This window comes from Pseudomonas salicis, from assembly GCF_057128705.1.
This window is the reverse complement of the sequence record NZ_JBSKHU010000002.1, coordinates 679,153-699,386: the sequence shown is the minus strand read 5'-3', so window position 1 is coordinate 699,386 and position 20,234 is coordinate 679,153. Positions and strand designations below refer to the sequence as shown.

The 20,234-nt window shown below is 61.4% G+C and carries 19 protein-coding genes and 1 other RNA gene; 16 read left to right on the top strand and 4 right to left on the bottom strand.

The features are described from left to right. The first annotated feature begins 140 nt into the window (after positions 1-140). A complete protein-coding gene (locus ACWKWE_RS09390; protein ID WP_483850340.1) occupies positions 141-758 on the top strand; it encodes a glutathione S-transferase N-terminal domain-containing protein in 618 nt (205 codons plus the stop codon). Positions 759-776: 18 nt separating this feature from the next. Further along, positions 777-1,190, top strand: a complete 414-nt coding sequence (locus ACWKWE_RS09385; RefSeq protein WP_093461845.1) for a ClpXP protease specificity-enhancing factor — start codon at positions 777-779, stop codon at positions 1,188-1,190. A 268-nt stretch (positions 1,191-1,458) separates the two neighbouring features. Here ACWKWE_RS09385 and ACWKWE_RS09380 read toward each other — a convergent pair whose 3' ends face one another. The 4 genes from ACWKWE_RS09380 to ACWKWE_RS09365 all read right to left on the bottom strand — a co-directional run bounded on the left by ACWKWE_RS09380 (position 1,459) and on the right by ACWKWE_RS09365 (position 4,971). Beyond that, on the bottom strand, positions 1,459-2,037 hold the full coding sequence (locus tag ACWKWE_RS09380) for a BON domain-containing protein (RefSeq protein WP_166596469.1): 579 nt from the start codon (positions 2,035-2,037) through the stop codon (positions 1,459-1,461). Continuing rightward, complete coding sequence (locus tag ACWKWE_RS09375) at positions 2,034-2,627, bottom strand: phosphoheptose isomerase (protein ID WP_166596470.1); 594 nt, start codon at positions 2,625-2,627, stop codon at positions 2,034-2,036. Before ACWKWE_RS09375 ends, ACWKWE_RS09380 begins: the two co-directional genes overlap by 4 nt. 158 nt (positions 2,628-2,785) lie before the next feature. Then, positions 2,786-3,160 carry a YraN family protein gene (locus ACWKWE_RS09370; protein ID WP_483850339.1) on the bottom strand — a complete coding sequence of 125 codons (375 nt, stop codon included), beginning with the start codon at positions 3,158-3,160 and terminating at the stop codon, positions 2,786-2,788. Continuing rightward, positions 3,157-4,971 carry a penicillin-binding protein activator gene (locus ACWKWE_RS09365; protein ID WP_483850338.1) on the bottom strand — a complete coding sequence of 605 codons (1,815 nt, stop codon included), beginning with the start codon at positions 4,969-4,971 and terminating at the stop codon, positions 3,157-3,159. The genes ACWKWE_RS09370 and ACWKWE_RS09365 overlap by 4 nt, the downstream gene beginning before the upstream one ends. Before the next feature lie 222 nt (positions 4,972-5,193). Between ACWKWE_RS09365 and rsmI the strand changes: the two genes are divergently transcribed. From rsmI to ACWKWE_RS09295, 14 genes are all read left to right on the top strand, one after another. Continuing rightward, positions 5,194-6,099 carry a 16S rRNA (cytidine(1402)-2'-O)-methyltransferase gene (gene rsmI, locus ACWKWE_RS09360; protein WP_166596473.1) on the top strand — a complete coding sequence of 302 codons (906 nt, stop codon included), beginning with the start codon at positions 5,194-5,196 and terminating at the stop codon, positions 6,097-6,099. Between the two features lie 87 nt (positions 6,100-6,186). Beyond that, positions 6,187-6,544, top strand: an RNA gene (gene rnpB / locus ACWKWE_RS09355) — RNase P RNA component class A. 310 nt (positions 6,545-6,854) lie between these two features. Beyond that, positions 6,855-7,310, top strand: coding sequence for a division/cell wall cluster transcriptional repressor MraZ (mraZ, locus tag ACWKWE_RS09350; protein ID WP_037017349.1), 456 nt, complete (start codon positions 6,855-6,857; stop codon positions 7,308-7,310). 2 nt (positions 7,311-7,312) lie between these two features. Continuing rightward, positions 7,313-8,254, top strand: a complete 942-nt coding sequence (gene rsmH / locus ACWKWE_RS09345; protein ID WP_483850477.1) for a 16S rRNA (cytosine(1402)-N(4))-methyltransferase RsmH — start codon at positions 7,313-7,315, stop codon at positions 8,252-8,254. After that, positions 8,251-8,544, top strand: a complete 294-nt coding sequence (gene ftsL / locus ACWKWE_RS09340) for a cell division protein FtsL (protein WP_166596475.1) — start codon at positions 8,251-8,253, stop codon at positions 8,542-8,544. Before rsmH ends, ftsL begins: the two co-directional genes overlap by 4 nt. Beyond that, on the top strand, positions 8,544-10,289 hold the full coding sequence (locus ACWKWE_RS09335; RefSeq protein WP_218576283.1) for a peptidoglycan D,D-transpeptidase FtsI family protein: 1,746 nt from the start codon (positions 8,544-8,546) through the stop codon (positions 10,287-10,289). Before ftsL ends, ACWKWE_RS09335 begins: the two co-directional genes overlap by 1 nt. Then, positions 10,289-11,752, top strand: coding sequence for a UDP-N-acetylmuramoyl-L-alanyl-D-glutamate--2,6-diaminopimelate ligase (locus tag ACWKWE_RS09330; protein WP_166596477.1), 1,464 nt, complete (start codon positions 10,289-10,291; stop codon positions 11,750-11,752). Before ACWKWE_RS09335 ends, ACWKWE_RS09330 begins: the two co-directional genes overlap by 1 nt. After that, the gene (locus ACWKWE_RS09325) at positions 11,745-13,115 is read left to right on the top strand and encodes a UDP-N-acetylmuramoyl-tripeptide--D-alanyl-D-alanine ligase (RefSeq protein WP_483850337.1); all 1,371 of its coding nucleotides are present in this window, start codon (positions 11,745-11,747) and stop codon (positions 13,113-13,115) included. Before ACWKWE_RS09330 ends, ACWKWE_RS09325 begins: the two co-directional genes overlap by 8 nt. Next, on the top strand, positions 13,115-14,197 hold the full coding sequence (gene mraY, locus ACWKWE_RS09320; protein ID WP_296188429.1) for a phospho-N-acetylmuramoyl-pentapeptide-transferase: 1,083 nt from the start codon (positions 13,115-13,117) through the stop codon (positions 14,195-14,197). Before ACWKWE_RS09325 ends, mraY begins: the two co-directional genes overlap by 1 nt. Before the next feature lie 5 nt (positions 14,198-14,202). Next, on the top strand, positions 14,203-15,549 hold the full coding sequence (gene murD / locus ACWKWE_RS09315) for a UDP-N-acetylmuramoyl-L-alanine--D-glutamate ligase (protein ID WP_483850336.1): 1,347 nt from the start codon (positions 14,203-14,205) through the stop codon (positions 15,547-15,549). After that, positions 15,546-16,763 carry a putative lipid II flippase FtsW gene (gene ftsW / locus ACWKWE_RS09310; RefSeq protein WP_166596481.1) on the top strand — a complete coding sequence of 406 codons (1,218 nt, stop codon included), beginning with the start codon at positions 15,546-15,548 and terminating at the stop codon, positions 16,761-16,763. Before murD ends, ftsW begins: the two co-directional genes overlap by 4 nt. Beyond that, on the top strand, positions 16,750-17,823 hold the full coding sequence (gene murG / locus ACWKWE_RS09305; RefSeq protein ID WP_166596482.1) for an undecaprenyldiphospho-muramoylpentapeptide beta-N-acetylglucosaminyltransferase: 1,074 nt from the start codon (positions 16,750-16,752) through the stop codon (positions 17,821-17,823). The genes ftsW and murG overlap by 14 nt, the downstream gene beginning before the upstream one ends. Further along, entirely contained in the window at positions 17,816-19,276 is a 1,461-nt protein-coding gene (gene murC / locus ACWKWE_RS09300; protein ID WP_483850335.1) for a UDP-N-acetylmuramate--L-alanine ligase, read from the top strand. Before murG ends, murC begins: the two co-directional genes overlap by 8 nt. Continuing rightward, positions 19,273-20,232 carry a D-alanine--D-alanine ligase gene (locus ACWKWE_RS09295; RefSeq protein WP_483850334.1) on the top strand — a complete coding sequence of 320 codons (960 nt, stop codon included), beginning with the start codon at positions 19,273-19,275 and terminating at the stop codon, positions 20,230-20,232. Before murC ends, ACWKWE_RS09295 begins: the two co-directional genes overlap by 4 nt. Positions 20,233-20,234 lie beyond the last annotated feature (2 nt).

The following is a 20,234-nucleotide window of genomic DNA, read 5'->3' as shown; positions in this document are numbered from 1 at the left end:
ATTGCAGAATTTACTTTGAGTAAATGAGCTATCTTGTCGCCCGCGACGAACACCTGCTGTTTGTGGATGTTGCCGGAGGCGCCTTCAGGGCGCGTTCGTTTTTTGTGCTTTCGAAAATTCAACAAGCGAGGAGGACCGCCATGGGCGTGACCAACCGGTTGGCCTGTTACTCCGACCCCGCCGACCACTATTCCCATCGCGTGCGCATCGTGCTCGCCGAGAAAGGTGTCAGCGCCGAGATCATCGATGTCGCGGGAGGTACCCAGCCTGCCAAGTTGATCGAAGTCAATCCGTACGGCAGCGTACCCACGCTGGTCGACCGGGACCTGGCGCTGTACGAGTCGACTGTCGTGATGGAATACCTGGATGAGCGTTACCCGCATCCGCCTTTACTGCCGGTGTACCCCGTCGCCCGCGCCAACAGCCGTTTGCTGATTCACCGCATTCAGCGCGACTGGTGTGGGCTGGTGGATATCATTCTGGACCCTCGCAGCAAAGAAGCTGCCCGTGTTCAGGCGCGCAAGGAGCTGCGCGAAAGTCTGACCGGCGTGTCGCCACTGTTTGCGGAAAAGCCTTTTTTCCTCAGTGACGAGCAAAGTCTGGTCGACTGCTGTCTATTGCCCATACTCTGGCGCCTGCCGATTCTGGGTATCGAATTGCCGCGGCCCGCCAAGCCGCTGCTTGATTATATGGAGCGCCAATTCTCGCGCGAGGCATTCCAGGCAAGTCTGTCTGGTGCCGAACGCGACATGCGCTAAGGCCTAAGGAACCGTTCGATGAACTCCAGTCGCCCCTATCTGATCCGCGCGCTCTACGAGTGGATCGTGGATAACGATTGTACGCCGCACATTCTGGTCAACGCCGAATACCCGGCGGTGCAAGTCCCGCAAGGCTTCGCCAACGACGGTCAGATCGTCCTCAACATTTCGCCAAGTGCCGTGCGTCATTTGCACATGGACAACGACGCGGTGAGCTTTGAAGGCCGCTTCGGCGGCGTCCCACACAGCTTGTACGTGCCGGTTTCAGCCGTGATGGGTATCTACGCTCGCGAAAACGGGCAGGGCATGGTCTTCGACCTGGAGCCTGCCGTGGATGATGACGAAGACCTGGACGTGGATGACGACATGCCGCCACCGGACGACGAGCCGCCACGCCCGACCGGCCGGCCGAGTCTGAAAGTGGTCAAGTGAGTTGACTGCGTGTAATGAAAAAGGCGATCCCGAGGGATCGCCTTTTTTTGTGTCGCGTGTCTGGCGGGTTCAACACCATTGTGGGTTCGATCAATTCCCCTTTAGCTGTCCGGCTTACCGGCGGTGCAAATACCCTGTGGGAGCGAATTCATTCGCGAAAGGTAGGTCAGGCAATGGAGATGTGCCGCCTGATCGGCCAATCGCGAATAAATTCGCTCCCTCAGAAATCGCTGCCGCCGGTAGGTCGTGTCGCTAAAAACGGTTTTTCTCAATCAATGTACTCAAACAGCTTCACGATCTTCTGCACGCCGCTCACGCCCTGCACCAGGTTGGTGGCGCGGGTGGCTTCGGCCTGGGTCAGCAGGCCGAGCAGGTAGACGATGCCGTTCTCGGTCACGACCTTGATGCGCGAGCCGGGGATGGCGCTGTCGGTCAGCATCTGCGTCTTGATCTTGCTGGTCAGCCACGCGTCGTTGCTGCGGGCCAGCACCGAGGAAGGCTCGATGACTTGCAGCTCGTTGTTGACCTTCTTGACCTTCTGCACCTGGCTGGCGGTCTGCTCGGCCAGCTGTTTGAGGTCGGCGCGCGGGGTCTGACCGGCCAGCAGCACGACGCCGTTGAAGCTGGTCACGACGATATGCGAGGCGTTGTCCAGGTCCGGGTTGGCCTTGGCGATGTTCACCGCGACCTTGGTTTCGATCAGCGAGTCGTCGATCTTGCTGCCGAAGGTGCGGGTGCCGCGGTCGTCGTCGATCGGGGCTTCGCGGCTGGCGTTGATCACCGAGCTGCATCCGCTGATGCCCAAGCAGAGCGTCAGGGCCAGCAAGCTGAGGCGTTTGGATATCATTCTTCACTCCCGAAAATTTGGCTGTCGATCAAATAGCACAGGCAGTGGATCACCAACAGGTGAACTTCCTGAATGCGCGCGGTGACTTTGGCCGGGACGCGGATTTCCACATCCTCAGGCAGCAGCAGCGAGGCCACGTCGCCGCCGTCGCGACCGGTCAGGGCCACGACAATCATTTCCCGATCATGTGCGGCCTGAATGGCCTGAATGATGTTGGCGGAGTTGCCGCTGGTGGAGATGGCAAGCAAGACGTCATTGGCCTGGCCCAGGGCGCGGATCTGTTTCGAGAAAATCTCGTTGTAGCTGTAATCGTTGGCGATCGAGGTGATGGTCGAGGTGTCCGTGGTCAGCGCGATGGCTGGCAGACTCGGTCGCTCACGTTCGAAACGGTTGAGCAGCTCGGACGAAAAGTGCTGTGCGTCGCCGGCCGAGCCGCCGTTGCCACACGCCAGGATCTTGCTGTCGCTGAGCAGGGCGCCGACCATCACCTGGCTGGCTTGTTCGATGTAGGGTGCAAGAACGTCCATCGCCTGTTGCTTGGTATCGATGCTGGCCTGAAAAAGCTGGCGAATTCGGGATTGCATGTCCATCAATGAAAACCTTAATAGGGGCGGCTGATCGGGCGGCGTCTGACTCAGGTCATCGGCTTCCCGGCACAAAACTGTGCGGCCCGCAAAGCAAAAAGCAAAAAAACGGTGTGGGTTATGTGTGTCGGTGAGCGTGCTGGTGCTGTGCTCCGGGCGTTCGATCAACTGTCGAACGCGTTCTGTAGCCAGTTCAGCGCAGGTGCCGTGCCTGGGTCGCCATTGATTGCCACGACGTCGAAGCGGCACGGGGAATCGGACCATTTCGACTCGCTTTGCAGAAACCACTGTGCGGCCAGGGTGAGCTTTCCCTGCTTGCGAACATCGACGCTCTCCAGCGCGCCACCCCATCCGGCGTGGCGCCGATAGCGAACTTCGACGAATACTACTGTATCGCCGTCGAGCATGACCAGATCAAGCTCGCCGCGTTTGCATGACCAGTTCTGCGTGATCAGCTGTAAACCGTGTTGCTGCAGATGCCGCAGGGCGTAGGCTTCGGCCTCGCGCCCGGCGGTCTGTCGCGGGTTGCCTGAGGTCAAGGCGCGGTGTCCGGCAGGCGCTGCACCTTGCCATCGACGAACTGAGCCCACGGCAGTTGACGCTCGATACGCTGGCCCTGACCGATGGCCAGGCTGCCCGACAGGCCGTCAATGCGGCTTTCCGGCAGGGTTTTCAGCTGGGTGAGACGAGGTGCCAGGCGATACGCGTCGATGCCCATGGCGTACAAGCGACCAAGGCTACCTGCTGCCTGTGGCCATTGCGCGGTGACTTGTTGACGCAGTGGGTCATTCGCGTTCAGCAGCCAAGGGGTCTCACAGAAGCGTACACCGGCCAGGTCGTTGTACATCGCCTGGTCATTGCTGTTGGTGAACAGGTGCGACGTGGCGTAGACAGGCACGTCACCTGCGTACTGGAAAACCATGGTCGGTTTGATCTGTTGCGCCTGTTGCGGCGTGGCGGCCAGGAACATGAAGTCGACGTCCTGACGGCGGGTCGGTTGAGCGGCGGCTTGGGCACCGGTGGTGCTTTGCAGGCGCTGGGCGCGACCTTCGCTGTTACGCAGTTGGAACAGGTCGGCGACTTGCTGAGCCAGTTGTACCGGTTGATCGATGCGTTCGACGCCCAGCAGGGTGCCGCCCTTGGCTTGCCAGCTCTGACGGAACGCGTCGAGCACGCGGTCGCCCCATTCACCTTTCGGCACCATGGCCACCGCGCTGCGCTTGCCATCGGCCCAGGCGCGACGGGAAACCTCGCGGGCTTCGTCTTCGGCGGCAAGGCCGAACTGGAACAGCTCGGCCGGGCCCTGGGCGCCGGAATCGCTGTAGTTCAGGGCGAGGGTGGTGATCGGCAGTTGTGGGTGAGCGCTCAGTTGTTTGACCAGCGGCTTTTCCAGCGGACCTACTACCAGTTGAACCCCAGCAGCCTTGGCCTGGGCGTAGAACGCGTCCATGGAGGTCACGCGGGAGCTGTCGAAGACTTCAATCGCAGGCGGCTTCTGACCGGCCTGTTGCGCTTGATAGTGAGCCGCCATGAAGCCGTCACGCAGGGCGCGGGACACCGAAGCCAGCGGACCGTCCTGCGGCAGCAGCAGGGCAATCTTGGTCAATGGCTCGCTTTTCAGATCGCGCAGTTGGGCGAGGGTGGTTGGCAATTTGCGGGCGGCAGGGTGCTGCGGGTTCTGTGCCTTCCAATTGTCGATGGCCGCCTGTTGCTGCTCCAGCGTGCCCGCACCTTTGACCGCGCGTGCCAGGCTCAGCCAGCCGCCCATGTCATCATTGGCGGTGCTTTGCAGTTGCTCAGGTGGCAAGGCTGCGACCAGCGCCCAGATCGCATCGTTGTTGGCGCTCAGGGCATCACCTTGCAATAGCGGGCCCATGAACACACGTTCGCTGGCGGCTGCGAGGGTCTGGCCGTCGGCTTCGAGGGCGCGGGCGCGAACGGTGTGGGTGCGGGTTTGCAGATCGACCGGCATTTCGCCGAGATGCTGCAGGCTCGGGTGGTTCAGGGCGGTCAGCGCAGCCTTTGGCTGACTGCGGCCCAGCGCCAGTTCGGCGGACAGGGTGTTGGCGTAGATTTGCTTGTCGGTCTTGAGCTGGTCCAGCTGGACCTGTTCGAGAATGCTGGCAGCGCGGCCCGGGTTGTTCTGGCGGGCTGCCAGGTCGGCGGCGGTCAGTCGCAGCAGCGCGGCCTGATCGGGCGTCTTCGCCGCAGCGGCTTGTTCGAGCAACTGCTCGATGCTGGCGTCGGGTGTGCGTGGCAGTTCGCCAAGACTGGAGGAGGGCGAACCGGCACAAGCGGCCAATAAGGCAGCCAGGCAGAGGGCAGAGAACAGCCGCAGGCAAGCGATCATGTGTATGTTCCTGATACTCGAGCAAATAAGCGTGGAATTGTACCCAAGCACTGGCCGGGGCGCGATGTTGTCGGCGTTAATGCCGTGATATGAGTCGCCTTGAAGCGCAACCGGGCGTTTCAGTCAGTGTGTTTCCCTGATCCACAGCGACGACAGGAATCGCCTCGCGAATACCTCGGTCCATTTTTCAATCTCCCTGTTTGCGTCGCCTTAACCTGTACAATGCAGGCTTTGACTGAACATGAGGTGTGCGCTTTGACTGCTCCGGGTGCTTTGAATTCCACTACAGGCTCGCTTTATGTGGTGGCCACGCCGATCGGCAACCTGGATGACATGAGCGTGCGAGCCTTGAAGGTGCTGCGCGAGGTGTCGCTGATTGCCGCTGAAGATACCCGGCATTCATTACGACTGATGCAGCATTTTGGCATTTCGACCCCCTTGGCCGCGTGCCACGAACACAACGAGCGGGACGAAGGCAGCCGTTTCATTGCGCGTTTGCAAGCAGGCGATGATGTGGCGCTGATTTCCGATGCGGGTACCCCGCTGATCTCAGACCCGGGTTATCACCTGGTGCGCCAGGCCCGTGCGGCGGGGATTCAAGTTGTCCCGGTGCCAGGGGCGTGCGCGTTGATCGCGGCACTGTCGGCGGCGGGGCTGCCTTCCGACCGTTTTATCTTCGAAGGCTTTCTTCCGGCCAAGTCGGTGGGGCGCAAGGCCCGGCTCGAATTGCTGAAAGAAGAACCGCGTACCGTCATCTTCTATGAAGCGCCGCACCGAATTCTTGAATGTCTGCAAGACCTTGAAGAAATCTTCGGCGCAGACCGTCCGGCAGTGCTGGGGCGTGAATTGACCAAAACCTTTGAGACACTGAAAGGTCTGCCATTGGGTGAGCTTCGCGCGTTCGTGGAAGGCGACAGCAATCAGCAGCGCGGTGAGTGCGTGGTCTTGGTGGCAGGCTGGAGCGAGCCGGAAGGCGAAGACGCGATTGGCGCCGAAGCTCGCCGCGTGCTGGATTTGCTGCTGGAGGAAATGCCCCTCAAGCGTGCAGCGGCGCTGGCTGCGGAAATCACTGGCGTGCGCAAGAATCTTCTGTATCAGGTGGCGCTGGAGAAGCAAAAAGGGGAGTAAGGGATACCCGTCAGCCTGTCACATAAATAGGCGAGAGGCTTATTAAAGCTTGTTCTTGTGCCGCCCTGCCATTAACCTTGGCGGCGGAGAGTCGATTGGACAGTCGCTGCCTTTCATTGTTCCGCAATGAAGGGGGGAGGAAAGTCCGGGCTCCATAGGGCGGAGTGCCAGGTAACGCCTGGGGGGCGCGAGCCTACGGAAAGTGCCACAGAAAATAACCGCCTAAGCACTTCGGTGCCGGTAAGGGTGAAAAGGTGCGGTAAGAGCGCACCGCACGTCTGGCAACAGTTCGTGGCTAGGTAAACCCCACTCGGAGCAAGACCAAATAGGGTTCCAAGGCGTGGCCCGCGCTGGAACCGGGTAGGTTGCTAAAGATGTCCAGTGATGGCCATCGTAGAGGAATGACTGTCCTCGACAGAACCCGGCTTACAGATCGACTCTCCACCTTTCCCCACTTCCTGCTTTTTTCTCTCGTAGAACCCCTCCTCGTAATACCGAAAAAATCTTAAACCTCATAAATCACATTAACTTCGAACCTCATCTTTTTGAGTTCTCTCGGATTTATCTGTCAGACCATTCCGAATTTCCCCAAAACTCATCTGTTACCCGTCGTAAATCTCCGTCCTGTAAGGGTTTTCCTTAAGAAGTCGCCTTGACGGTGTGGTGGGCGCATTCCTATAGTGTGCGCAAGTGGCGGAAAGTGGCGTGAAGTGGGTTTTTTGACCGCAAAACGATAATATTCGGAGAAAGCGCCTGTGTTCCGTGGTGCAAACGCAATCAATCTCGACGCAAAGGGCCGTCTCGCTATGCCGAGCCGGTACCGTGACGAGTTGGATTCGCGTAGTGCCGGCCAATTGATCGTGACCATTGATACCGTCGACCCATGCTTGTGCATCTATCCACTCCCTGAATGGGAATTGATCGAAGCCAAATTGCGTGAGTTGGCGACATTCCGTGAAGAGAACCGTCGTCTGCAGCGACTGTTGATCGGGAATGCAGTGGATCTGGAGCTCGATGGCAGTGGGCGTTTTCTGGTACCGCCGCGTTTGCGCGAGTACGCCAAGCTCGACAAGCGCGTGATGCTGGTCGGCCAACTGAACAAGTTTCAACTGTGGGATGAGGACGCGTGGAACGCACTTGCTGATGCGGACCTGGCGGCCATTCAAAAACCGGGCGCGATGCCTGATGAACTGCGTGATTTGATCCTGTGACTATGAATAGCGGCTTTACCCACATCACCGTACTGCTCGAAGAAGCCGTCGAGGCTCTCGCGGTGCGCGCTGATGGCTGCTATCTGGACGGGACATTCGGACGGGGCGGGCACAGCCGTCTCATCCTCCAGAACCTCGGGCCGGATGGACGGCTCCTCGGATTCGATAAAGATCCTCAAGCGATTGCCACCGGGCAAGCGCTGGCGGCCGAAGACGGCCGCTTTGTCATTGTGCAGCGCAGCTTTGCCGAGCTGGGTTCGGAAGCTCTGGAACGGGGCATTGCCGGAAAAGTCAGCGGCATCCTGCTGGACCTCGGCGTTTCCTCGCCACAACTCGACGACCCTGAGCGCGGCTTCAGTTTCATGAATGACGGCCCGCTCGACATGCGTATGGACCCGTCCCGTGGGGTCAGCGCCGCCGAATTCGTCAACACTGCCCCTGCCGAAGAAATCGCCCGCGTGTTCAAGGAATACGGTGAAGAGCGTTTCGCCAGGCGTATGGCGGGCGCTGTCGTCGCACGTCGCGAAACCCAACCCTTTGAACGTACCGGCGACCTGGCCGAAGTGCTGAAAGTCGCCAACCCGGCGTGGGAAAAGGGTAAGAACCCGGCCACCCGTGCTTTCCAAGGGCTGCGCATTCACGTCAACAACGAACTGGGCGATCTGGAAGCCGGCCTCGATGCCGCGCTGGAAGCGTTGGAAGTGGGCGGCCGTCTGGCAGTGATCAGCTTTCATTCGCTGGAAGACCGCATCGTCAAACTGTTCATGCGCAAACTGGTCAAGGGCGAGGCAGACAACATGCCGCGCAACTTGCCGATCCGTCATCAGGCCTTCGAGCCGCGCATCAAACTGATCGGCAAGGCGCAGTTCGCCTCCGATGAAGAGACCCGCGCCAACCCACGTTCGCGCAGTGCTGTCATGCGTGTTGCGGAGAAACTCCGGTGAGCCGCGGTTTCTTCAAGCCATTGCCGGGCGGCAGCTTCTTCATGCTGCTGCTGTTCATTGCCGTCCTTGTGTCGGCAATCGGCGTTGCCTACAGCGCTCACTGGAACCGTCAGTTGCTGAACTCGCTGTATTCCGAACTCAGCGTGCGTGACAAGGCCCAGGCTGAGTGGGGCCGTCTGATTCTGGAACAAAGCACCTGGACCGCTCATAGCCGCATCGAAGCGCTGGCGACCGATCAACTGAAAATGCGTATCCCGAACGCCGCCGATATCCGGATGGTGTCGCCATGATGAAACTCGAAGGGGCACTCTACCCTTGGCGGTTCCGCGTAGTGGTCGGCCTGTTGTCGGTGCTGGTGGCGGCAATTGCCTATCGCATCGTCGACCTGCAGGTCATCGATCATCGTTTCCTGATCGAACAGGGCGATGCACGCAGCCTGCGTAACGTCTCCATTCCAGCGCACCGTGGTCTGATCACAGACCGTAACGGCGAGCCTCTGGCCGTCAGTACGCCGGTGACCACCATTTGGGCCAACCCGTCCGAAATGCAGGCTGACAAGAGCAAGTGGCCGCAACTGGCGCAGGCACTGGGTCAAGACCCGAAGGCCATGGCTGACCGGCTGAACGAGCAGGCCACTAAAGAATTCATCTACCTGGTTCGCGGGCTGACCCCGGAGCAGGGCCAGTCAGTGCTCGACCTGAAAGTACCGGGTGTGTACGGCAAGGAAGAGTTCCGTCGTTTCTACCCGGCGGGCGATGTCACTGCACACATGGTCGGCTTCACCGACCTCGACGACCACGGTCGCGAAGGTGTCGAGCTGGCCTATGACGACTGGCTGGCCGGTGTGCCGGGTCGGCGGCAAGTGATCAAGGATCGGCGCGGCAGGCTCATCAAGGACCTGCAAGTGAAGAAAAACGCCAAGGCCGGGAAGACCTTGGCTTTGTCTATTGATCTGCGCCTGCAATACCTGGCGACCCGCGAGCTGCGCAACGCGATTCAGGAAAACGACGCCAAGGCTGGCAGCCTGGTGATCATGGACGTGAAAACTGGCGAAGTGCTGGCGATGGTCAATCAGCCGACCTACAACCCGAACAACCGTCGCACCATGGTCCCGGCCGCGATGCGTAACCGCGCGATCATTGACGTGTTCGAACCCGGTTCGACCATGAAACCGATCTCCATGACCGCCGCCCTCGACAGTGGCCGCTGGAAACCCAGCGATAAGGTGGAGGTGTACCCGGGCACTCTGCAGATCGGCAAATACACCATCCGTGACGTGACCAAGACCGAAGGCCCGATCCTCGACCTGACCGGCATCCTGATCAACTCCAGTAACGTCGGCATGAGTAAGGTCGCGTTCGACGTCGGCGGCGAAGCGATCTTCCGCGCCATGCAACGTGTAGGTCTGGGCCAGTACACCGGCCTGGGCTTTCCAGGCGAACGCGTTGGCAACCTGCCGAATTATCGGGAGTGGCGCAAGGCTGAAACCGCAACGCTGTCCTACGGCTACGGCCTGTCGGTGACCGCGCTGCAACTGGTGCACGCGTATTCAGCGCTGGCCAACAACGGCAAGATCGTCCCGCTGACCATCCTGAAAACCGACAAGCCATCGGACTCGGTTCAAGCGATTCCAGAGGCGACCGCCAAGACCCTGCAAGGCATGCTGCAACAGGTGATCGAGGACCCGCGTGGCGTTTACCGTGCTCGCGTGCCGTCGTATCACGTCGCGGGCAAGTCCGGTACTGCACGTAAGACCTCGGTCGGCACCAAGGGCTACGCCGAAAACTCCTACCGCTCGCTGTTCGCTGGCTTCGGCCCGATGAGCAATCCGCGTTACGCCATCGTGGTGGTGATCGACGAGCCGAGCAAAGGCGGCTACTTCGGTGGTCTGGTTTCCGCGCCCGTGTTCAGCAAAGTCATGTCGGGCACGTTGCGTCTGATGAACGTGCGTCCGGACAACCTCGCGCCGGTCCCGCCTGAGCAACAAGCCAACGCGGCGCCGCTGGTCGTTCCGGTCAAGGGAGGGCGCGGCTGATGCCTTTTAACCTGAGCAAAATCTTCGCCCAGAGCGACCGCGACCTGCTGATTCGTGAGCTGACACTGGACAGCCGCAAGGTGCGTCCGGGCGATCTGTTTCTGGCGATTCCGGGCTCGAAGGTCGATGGGCGCGATCACATCACCGACGCCATCGCTCACGGTGCTGCGGCTGTGGCCTATGAAGTGGAAGGCGCCAAGGTGCTGCCGATCACTGACATCCCGATGATTCCGGTCAAAGGGCTGGCGGCGCAGCTGTCGGACATTGCCGGTCGTTTCTACGGCGACCCGAGCCGCAGCATGAACGTGGTCGGTGTGACCGGCACCAACGGCAAAACCAGCGTTACCCAGTTGATCGCTCAAGCGCTCGACAAGCTGGGCGAGCATTGCGGTCTGATCGGCACGCTGGGCACCGGCTTCTATAGCGAGTTGAAAAGCGGGATTCACACCACACCTGATCCGATTTCCGTGCAGTCGACCATTTACGACCTGAAAAAAGCCGGTGCCAAGGCGCTGGCCATGGAAGTGTCGTCCCACGGTCTGGATCAGGGCCGCGTGACCGCGCTGGCGTTCGACGTGGCAGTGATGACCAACTTGTCCCGCGATCACCTGGATTATCACGGCACCATGGAAGCGTATGGCGCCGCCAAGGCCAAGTTGTTCGCCTGGAATGACCTGCGTTGCCGCGTGATCAACCTCGACGACGCGTTTGGTCGCGAACTGGCCGCCAAGCCGCACGATTCGCGGCTGATCACCTACAGCCAGGAAGACAACAGCGCGTACCTGTTCTGCCGCGATGCGCATTTCGATGACGACGGTGTTCGCGCCACGCTGGTGACGCCGCAGGGCGACCACGTCTTGCGCAGCAGCCTGCTGGGCCGTTTCAACCTGAGCAACGTGCTGGCTGCGGTCGGCGCGCTGATGGGGCTGGATTACCCGCTGGACGAGATTCTTAAAGTGCTGCCGAGCCTCGAAGGGCCGGTCGGTCGTATGCAGCGTTTGGGCGGCGGCACCCGCCCGCTGGTGGTGGTCGATTACGCCCACACCCCGGACGCGCTGGAAAAAGTGCTCGACGCCCTGCGCCCTCATGCGAAAGGCCAACTGACCTGCCTGTTCGGCTGCGGCGGTGACCGTGATCGCGGCAAGCGTCCGCTGATGGCCGAAGTGGTTGAGCGTCTGGCCGACAAAGTGTTGGTCACCGACGACAATCCGCGCACCGAAGACCCCGCCCGCATTTTCGATGACATCCGCGCCGGTTTCAGCGCGGTGGACACGGTCGAGTTCGTGGCCGGTCGTGGTCAGGCCATCGCACAAATCATCGCCCAGGCCAACGCCGCCGACGTCATCGTGCTGGCGGGCAAGGGCCACGAGGATTACCAGGAAATCGATGACCAGCGTCATCCGTTTTCCGATCTTGAAGAAGCCGCCAAGGCACTGGACGCATGGGGGGCTGCACATGCTTAAGCCACTTTCGTTCAGCGAACTGCTCCTGCCGCTCGACGCCCGACGTGTCGGCGACGACGTGAGCTTCAACGGCGTCAGTATCGACAGCCGTGCCATCGAGCCGGGCCAACTGTTCGTTGCGCTGACCGGTCCGCGTTTCGATGGCCATGATTATCTCGATCAGGTCGCCGCCATAGGCGCAGTCGGCGCGTTGGTCGAACATGAAATTCCAGGCAGTGCGTTGCCGCAACTGATCGTCCGCGACACCCGCCAGGCACTGGCGCAACTGGGGGCGATGAATCGCAACGCTTTTGTCGACAAGCCAGTGGCCGCGATCACCGGCTCCAGCGGCAAGACCACGGTCAAGGAAATGCTCTCAAGCATCCTGCGCACGCGTGGCCCGGTGCTGGCGACCAAGGGCAACCTGAACAATGAATTGGGTGTTCCGCTGACGTTGCTGGCGTTGGCGCCAGAGTTCGACGCCGCCGTGATCGAGCTGGGCGCGAATCATGTGGGCGAAATCGCGCTGACTGTCAGCCTGACCAAGCCGCATGTATCGGTGTTGACCAACGCCGGGACAGCTCACGTTGGTGAGTTCGGCGGCCCTGACAAGATCGTCGAAGCCAAAGGCGAGATCATCGAAGGGCTGAACAGTCGCGGCACCGCCGTGCTGAACCAGGATGACAAAGCCTTCGGCATCTGGGTCGCCCGTGCGGGTGAGCGCAAGGTGTTGAGCTTCTCGATGCACAACCGTGACGCTGATTTCTATGCCAGCGACCTCGGCATCGACGCCCGTGGCTGCCCGACCTTCAATTTGCACAGCCCAAGCGGCTCGGCACAGGTACAGCTGAATCTGCTCGGCGCGCACAACGTGGCCAACGCGTTGGCAGCGGCGGCAGCGGCGCATGCCTTGGGCGTTTCGCTGCCAGGCATCGTCACCGGTCTCAATAACGTCCAGCCGGTCAAGGGCCGCACCGTCGCGCAGCTGGCGACCAACGGTATGCGCGTGATCGACGACACCTACAACGCCAATCCGACCTCGGTTGCAGCGGCCACCGACATCCTCACCACGTTCCCGGGCCGCAAAGTGCTGGTGCTGGGTGACATTGGTGAGCTGGGCGACTGGGCGGAGCAGGGCCACCGTGACGTCGGCGCGTACGCGGCCGGCAAGGTCGACGCGCTGTATGCCGTCGGTCCGCTGATGGCCCATGCCGTGAAGGCTTTCGGGCAGGATGCCCGCCATTTTGCAAGTCAGGCTGACCTGATCGCGGCGCTGGGCGCCGAGCAAGACACGAACACCACCCTTTTGATCAAAGGTTCCCGCAGTGCCGCGATGGAAAACGTCGTCGCCGCGCTGTGTGGCAACAGTCTGGAGAAACATTAATGCTGCTGCTGCTGGCCGAGTATCTGCAACAGTTCTACAAAGGCTTCGCGGTCTTCCAGTACCTGACCCTGCGCGGGATTCTTGGCGTGCTCACTGCACTGTCACTCTCGCTGTGCCTCGGTCCATGGATGATCCGTGCCCTGCAGAACAAACAGATCGGCCAATCCGTCCGCAACGACGGTCCTCAATCTCACCTCTCCAAGTCAGGTACCCCGACCATGGGGGGCGCGCTGATTCTGTCCGCCATCGGTATCGCGACGCTGCTGTGGGCCGACCTGACCAACCGCTACGTGTGGGTGGTGTTGATCGTCACGCTGCTGTTCGGCGGCATCGGCTGGGTCGATGACTACCGCAAGGTGATCGAGAAGAACTCGAAAGGCCTGCCAAGCCGCTGGAAATACTTCTGGCAGTCCGTGTTTGGCCTCGGCGCGGCGATCTTCCTTTATATGACTGCGCAATCGCCGGTTGAAACCACGCTGCTGATCCCGATGCTGAAGGACTTCAGCATTCCGCTGGGCATCGGCTTCGTGGTCCTGACCTACTTCGTGATCGTCGGCTCCAGCAACGCGGTCAACCTGACCGACGGCCTCGACGGTCTGGCCATCATGCCAACGGTCATGGTCGGCGGCGCGCTGGGCATCTTTTGCTACCTGTCGGGTAACGTGAAATTCGCAGAATACCTGCTGATCCCGTACGTGCCGGGCGCGGGCGAGCTGATCGTGTTCTGCGGCGCGCTGATCGGTGCGGGCCTGGGTTTCCTCTGGTTCAACACCTACCCGGCACAAGTCTTCATGGGCGACGTCGGCGCGCTGGCGCTGGGCGCGGCCCTGGGCACCATCGCTGTGATCGTTCGTCAGGAAATCGTGCTGTTCATCATGGGCGGTGTGTTCGTGATGGAAACCCTGTCAGTGGTCATTCAGGTCGCATCCTTTAAATTGACCGGCCGCCGCGTTTTCCGCATGGCGCCGATCCATCACCACTTTGAACTCAAGGGCTGGCCCGAGCCGCGCGTGATCGTCCGTTTCTGGATCATCACCGTGATTCTCGTGTTGATCGGCCTTGCCACGTTGAAACTGAGGTAAGCAGAGTGTCACTGATCGCTTCTTCTCACTTCCGCATTGTTGTCGGTCTCGGCAAGAGCGGCATGTCCCTGGTTCGCTTCCTGGCGAACCGGGGCGTGGCGTTTGCCGTCGCCGATACGCGGGAGAATCCTCCGGAGCTGGCGACCCTGCGTCGCGACTATCCGCAGGTTGAAGTGCGCTGTGGCGAGCTGGATGTCGAATTCCTCTGCCGCGCCGACGAGTTGTACGTGAGCCCCGGCCTTGCGCTGGCGACCCCTGCGTTGCAGCAGGCGGCAGCCCGTGGCGTGAAGCTGTCCGGCGACATCGAACTGTTCGCGCGTAACGCGAAGGCGCCCATCGTCGCCATCAGCGGCTCCAACGCGAAAAGCACCGTGACCACGCTGGTCGGCGAGATGGCCGTGGCGGCAGGCAAACGCGTGGCGGTCGGCGGCAACCTCGGCACGCCCGCGCTGGACCTGCTCAACGACGACGTCGAGTTGTACGTTCTTGAGCTGTCGAGCTTCCAGCTGGAAACCACCGATCACCTCGGCGCCGAAGTCGCGACCGTGCTGAACGTCAGCGAAGACCACATGGACCGTTACAGCGGCCTGCCTGCCTACCACTTGGCCAAACACCGGATTTTCCGGGGCGCGCGGCAAGTCGTGGTGAACCGGCAGGACGCGCTCTCGCGACCATTGATCGGCGAAGGTGTGCCCTGCTGGACCTTTGGTCTGAACAAACCTGACATCAATGGCTTCGGTCTGCGAGAAGAGAACGGCGAAAAATACCTGGCGTTCCAGTTCGAGAACCTGATGCCGGTCAGCGAGCTGAAAATCCGTGGTGCGCACAATCAGGCGAACGCGCTGTCGGCTCTGGCCCTCGGCCATGCCGCTGGTTTGCCATTCGAGCCAATGCTCCAGGCCCTGCGCAGTTTCGGCGGCCTGGTGCATCGTTGTCAGTGGCTGCGTGAACGTCAGGGCGTCAGCTATTACGACGACTCCAAAGCCACCAACGTCGGCGCCGCCCTGGCCGCTATCGAAGGATTGGGCGAAGACATTCCCGGCAAGCTGATCCTGATCGCGGGCGGCGAAGGCAAGGGGGCGGACTTCTCCGGACTGAAAGCCCCGGTGGCCGCCCATTGCCGCGCCGTTGTCCTGATTGGACGCGACGCTGAACTGATCGCCTCCGCGCTGGGCGACTCGGTGCCTCTGCTACGCATTAAAACTTTGGAAGAAGCTGTGCAACGTGCTGCCGAATGGGCTCAGGAAGGGGACGTCGTGCTGCTGGCCCCTGCCTGCGCAAGCTTTGACATGTTCAAGAACTTTGAAGTCCGCGGACAGATGTTCGCCCAGGCAGTGAGGGACTTGTCATGATCTTTGGCGTGATCAAGCCTTACCCGTCGCCGATCATCAGTGGGCGTGGCGTGGACGTCGATTTCCCGATGCTCGCTGGCTGCCTTGCGCTGCTGGGCCTGGGCCTGGTGATGATCACTTCCGCGTCGTCGGAAGTGGCCGCCGTGCAATCGGGCAACGCGCTGTACATGATGACCCGTCACCTGATTTATCTGGTGCTGGGCCTCGGCGCCTGCGTCGCCACCATGATGATTCCGGTTGCGACCTGGCAACGCCTTGGCTGGCTGATGCTGATCGGCGCCTTCGGCCTGCTGATCATGGTGATCGTGCCCGGCATCGGGCGTGAGGTGAACGGTTCGATGCGATGGATCGGCTTCGGCATGTTCAACGTGCAGCCGTCGGAAATCGCCAAAGTGTTCGTGGTGATTTTCCTCGCCGGTTACCTGATTCGGCGTCAGACAGAAGTGCGCGAAAGCTGGATGGGCTTCTTCAAGCCTTTCATCGTGTTGCTGCCGATGGCGGGCCTGCTGCTGATGGAGCCTGACTTCGGCGCCACCGTCGTGATGATGGGGGCGGCAGCGGCGATGCTGTTCCTGGGCGGCGTCGGCCTGTTCCGCTTCAGTCTGATGGTGGCGTTGGCCGTTGGCGCGGTGTTCGTGCTGGTGCAAGCGCAGCCTTATCGGATGGCGCGTCTGATCACCTTTACCGACCCGTGGTCGGATCAGTTCGGCTCTGGTTACCAGCTGACTCAGGCGCTCATCGCCTTCGGTCGCGGCGAGTGGTTTGGCGTTGGTCTGGGCAACAGCGTGCAGAAGCAGTTTTACCTGCCGGAAGCGCACACCGACTTCGTGTTCTCGGTGTTGGCCGAAGAGCTGGGCGTCGTGGGGTCGCTGGCCACCGTGGCGCTGTTCATGTTCGTGAGTATTCGTGCGATGTACATCGGCATGTGGGCCGAGCGCGCCAAGCAGTTCTTCGCCGCGTACACCGCCTACGGTCTGGCGTTCCTGTGGATTGGTCAGTTCCTGATCAACATCGGCGTGAACGTCGGCCTGCTGCCGACCAAGGGTCTGACCTTGCCATTCCTCAGTTACGGCGGCAGCTCGTTGATTATCTGCTGCGCGAGTCTGGGCCTGTTGCTGCGCATCGAGTGGGAATCGCGCAACAACATGGGTAGCGAAGAAGCCGAATTCAGTGAGAGCGATTTCGCCGAGGAGCCAAACCATGGCCGTCGGTAATGTCTTGATCATGGCAGGCGGCACCGGCGGGCACGTGTTCCCGGCGCTGGCCTGCGCACGCGAATTCCAGGCCCGTGGCTACACCGTGCACTGGCTCGGTACGCCGCGCGGCATCGAAAACGAACTGGTGCCTGCGGCTGGTCTCCAACTGCACCTGATCAATGTCACCGGTTTGCGGGGCAAGGGCCGTCTGTCGTTGCTCAAGGCGCCGTTCATGCTGATCAAGGCGTTGTTGCAGGCGCGCAAAGTGGTGCGTGAGTTGAAGCCCGTTTGCGTCGTCGGTTTTGGGGGTTACGTGACGGGCCCCGGTGGCCTCGCCGCGAAACTCGCGGGTGTGCCGTTGATCATTCACGAGCAAAACGCCGTGGCCGGAACCGCCAACCGCAGCCTGGCCTCGTTCGCCGCTCGCGTGTGTGAAGCGTTCCCGCAGACGTTCGCAGCCTCGGCCAAGCGTCGCACCACCGGCAATCCGGTGCGTGCCGAGCTGTTTTTCGAAACACCGCGCCAGGCGCTGACCGGACGCAAACCCCGGTTGCTGGTGCTGGGCGGAAGCCTGGGCGCCGAGCCGCTGAACAAGTTGTTGCCAGAAGCGCTGGCCCAAGTGCCGGCGGAACTGCGGCCTGAAGTGTTCCATCAGGCGGGCAAGAAACACGATGAAATCACCGCCGAGCGTTATCGCGCAGCGGGTGTCGAGGCGCAGGTCGCCCCGTTCATCAAAGACATGGCCCAAGCCTATGGCTGGGCGGATCTGGTGGTTTGCCGCGCGGGTGCGCTGACCATCAGTGAACTGGCGGCCGCTGGCCTGCCGTCGTTGCTGGTGCCGCTGCCCCATGCGATCGACGACCACCAGTCGCGTAACGCCGACTATCTGGCCCGTGAAGGCGCTGCCTTCGTGATGCCACAAAGAACAACTGGCGCGGCCGAGATGGCCGCTCGCCTGACAGAGGTTTTGATGCAACCCGAACAATTGAAGCGCATGGCTACCACGGCTCGCCAACTGGCCAAGCCGGATGCCACCAACACCGTCGTCGATGTCTGCCTGGAGGTGGCCCATGGTTGAGAACCAACGCGCCATGCCACAACCGGAAATGCGCCGCATCCGTCGCATCCATTTCGTCGGCATCGGCGGTGTGGGCATGTGCGGGATCGCCGAGGTGTTGCTGAACCTGGGTTACGAAGTCTCCGGTTCCGACCTCAAGGCCTCTCCGGTGACCGAGCGCCTCGAATCGTTCGGCGCGCACATCTTTATTGGCCACCGCGCTGAAAACTCGGCAGCGGCAGACGTGCTGGTCGTGTCCAGTGCCGTCAACACCTCCAACCCGGAAGTGGCGACAGCCCTTGAGCGTCGTATCCCTGTGGTGCCTCGCGCGGAAATGCTGGCTGAGCTGATGCGCTATCGCCACGGCATCGCGGTCGCCGGTACCCACGGTAAAACCACCACCACCAGCCTGATCGCTTCGGTGTTCGCGGCCGGTGGTCTCGATCCGACCTTCGTGATCGGTGGCCGACTGAACGCTGCGGGCACCAACGCCCAGCTCGGCACCAGCCGCTACCTGATCGCCGAGGCCGACGAGAGCGACGCCAGCTTCCTGCACCTGCAGCCGCTGGTGGCCGTGGTCACCAACATCGACGCCGACCACATGGCGACCTACGAGGGCGACTTCAACAAACTGAAGAAAACCTTCGTCGAGTTCCTGCACAACCTGCCGTTCTACGGCCTGGCCGTGGTCTGCACCGATGACCCGGTCGTGCGCGATATCCTGCCGGCGGTGAAGCGCCCGGTCATGACCTATGGCTTCAACGAAGACGCCGACGTGCGCGCGATCAACGTGCGTCAGGAAGGCATGCGCACCCACTTCACCGTTCTGCGCCGGGACCGCGAGCCGCTGGACGTGTCGGTGAACATGCCGGGCAACCACAACGTTCTCAACTCGCTGGCGACCATCGCCATCGCGACGGACGAAGGCATCACTGACGAAGCCATCGTTCAGGGCCTGTCTGGCTTCCAGGGCGTGGGCCGTCGCTTCCAGGTCTACGGCGAACTGCCGGTGGAAGGTGGCAACGTGATGCTGGTGGACGACTACGGTCACCACCCGCGCGAAGTCGCGGCCGTCATCAATGCCGTGCGCGGTGGCTGGCCGGATCGTCGTCTGGTCATGGTTTACCAGCCGCACCGTTACAGCCGTACTCGCGATCTGTACGACGATTTCGTGCAGGTGCTCAACGACGCCAACGTCCTGCTGCTGATGGAAGTCTACCCGGCGGGCGAAGAGCCGATTCCGGGCGCGGACAGCCGTCAACTGGCCCACAGCATTCGTCAGCGTGGCCAGTTGGACCCGATCTACATCGAGCGGGGCGTTGAGCTGGCCCCGCTGGTCAAGCCGCTGCTGCGCGCGGGCGACATCCTGCTGTGCCAGGGCGCCGGTGACATTGGCGGACTCGCACCGCAATTGCTCAAGAGCCCGCTGTTTGCGGGCGCCATCGTGGCCTCAACCGAAGGTAAGCTGAAATGACAGCCGCCGCGCCCGTCTCCCTGCTCTCGACCCTTGAGCCAAAAAGCTTCGGCCGCGTTGCCGTGCTTTTTGGCGGCAAGAGTGCGGAGCGGGAGGTTTCCCTCAAATCCGGCAACGCAGTGCTTGAAGCGCTGTTGAGTGCGGGCGTCGATGCCTTCGGGATCGATGTGGGCGACGATTTCCTTCAGCGACTGGCCAGTGAGACCATCGACCGCGCGTTCATCGTGCTGCACGGTCGCGGCGGCGAAGACGGCACCATGCAGGGCCTGCTCGAATGCCTGGAGATCCCGTACACCGGCAGCGGCGTGCTGGCGTCGGCACTGGCGATGGACAAGCTGCGCACCAAGCAGGTCTGGCAGAGCCTGGGCCTGCCGACCCCGCGTCACGCGGTGCTGGCGAGCGAATCAGACTGTATTTCTGCGGCGACGGAACTGGGCTTTCCTTTGATCGTCAAACCCGCTCATGAAGGCTCCAGTATCGGTATGGCCAAGGTGACCCGCGTCGACGAATTGATCGCCGCATGGAATGCCGCCAGTACCTACGATTCAAACGTGTTGGTCGAACAATGGATTCAAGGTCCAGAGTTCACTGTCGCGACGCTGCGTGGGCAAGTCTTGCCCCCGATCGGCCTGGGCACTCCCCACACTTTTTACGACTACGACGCCAAGTACCTGGCTTCCGATACCCAGTACCGGATCCCGTGCGGCCTCGATGCAAACAAAGAACAGGAACTCAAGGCGCTGACCGCACGTGCCTGCGAAGCCGTGGGTGTTGCCGGATGGGCACGCACCGACGTCATGCAGGACGCCAATGGCCAGTTCTGGCTGCTGGAAGTCAACACCGTGCCCGGCATGACCGATCACAGCCTGGTCCCCATGGCAGCGAATGCCGCAGGGCTCGATTTTAAACAGTTGGTGTTGGCGATTCTGGCCGACAGTGTCCAGGTGCGGGGGTAAGT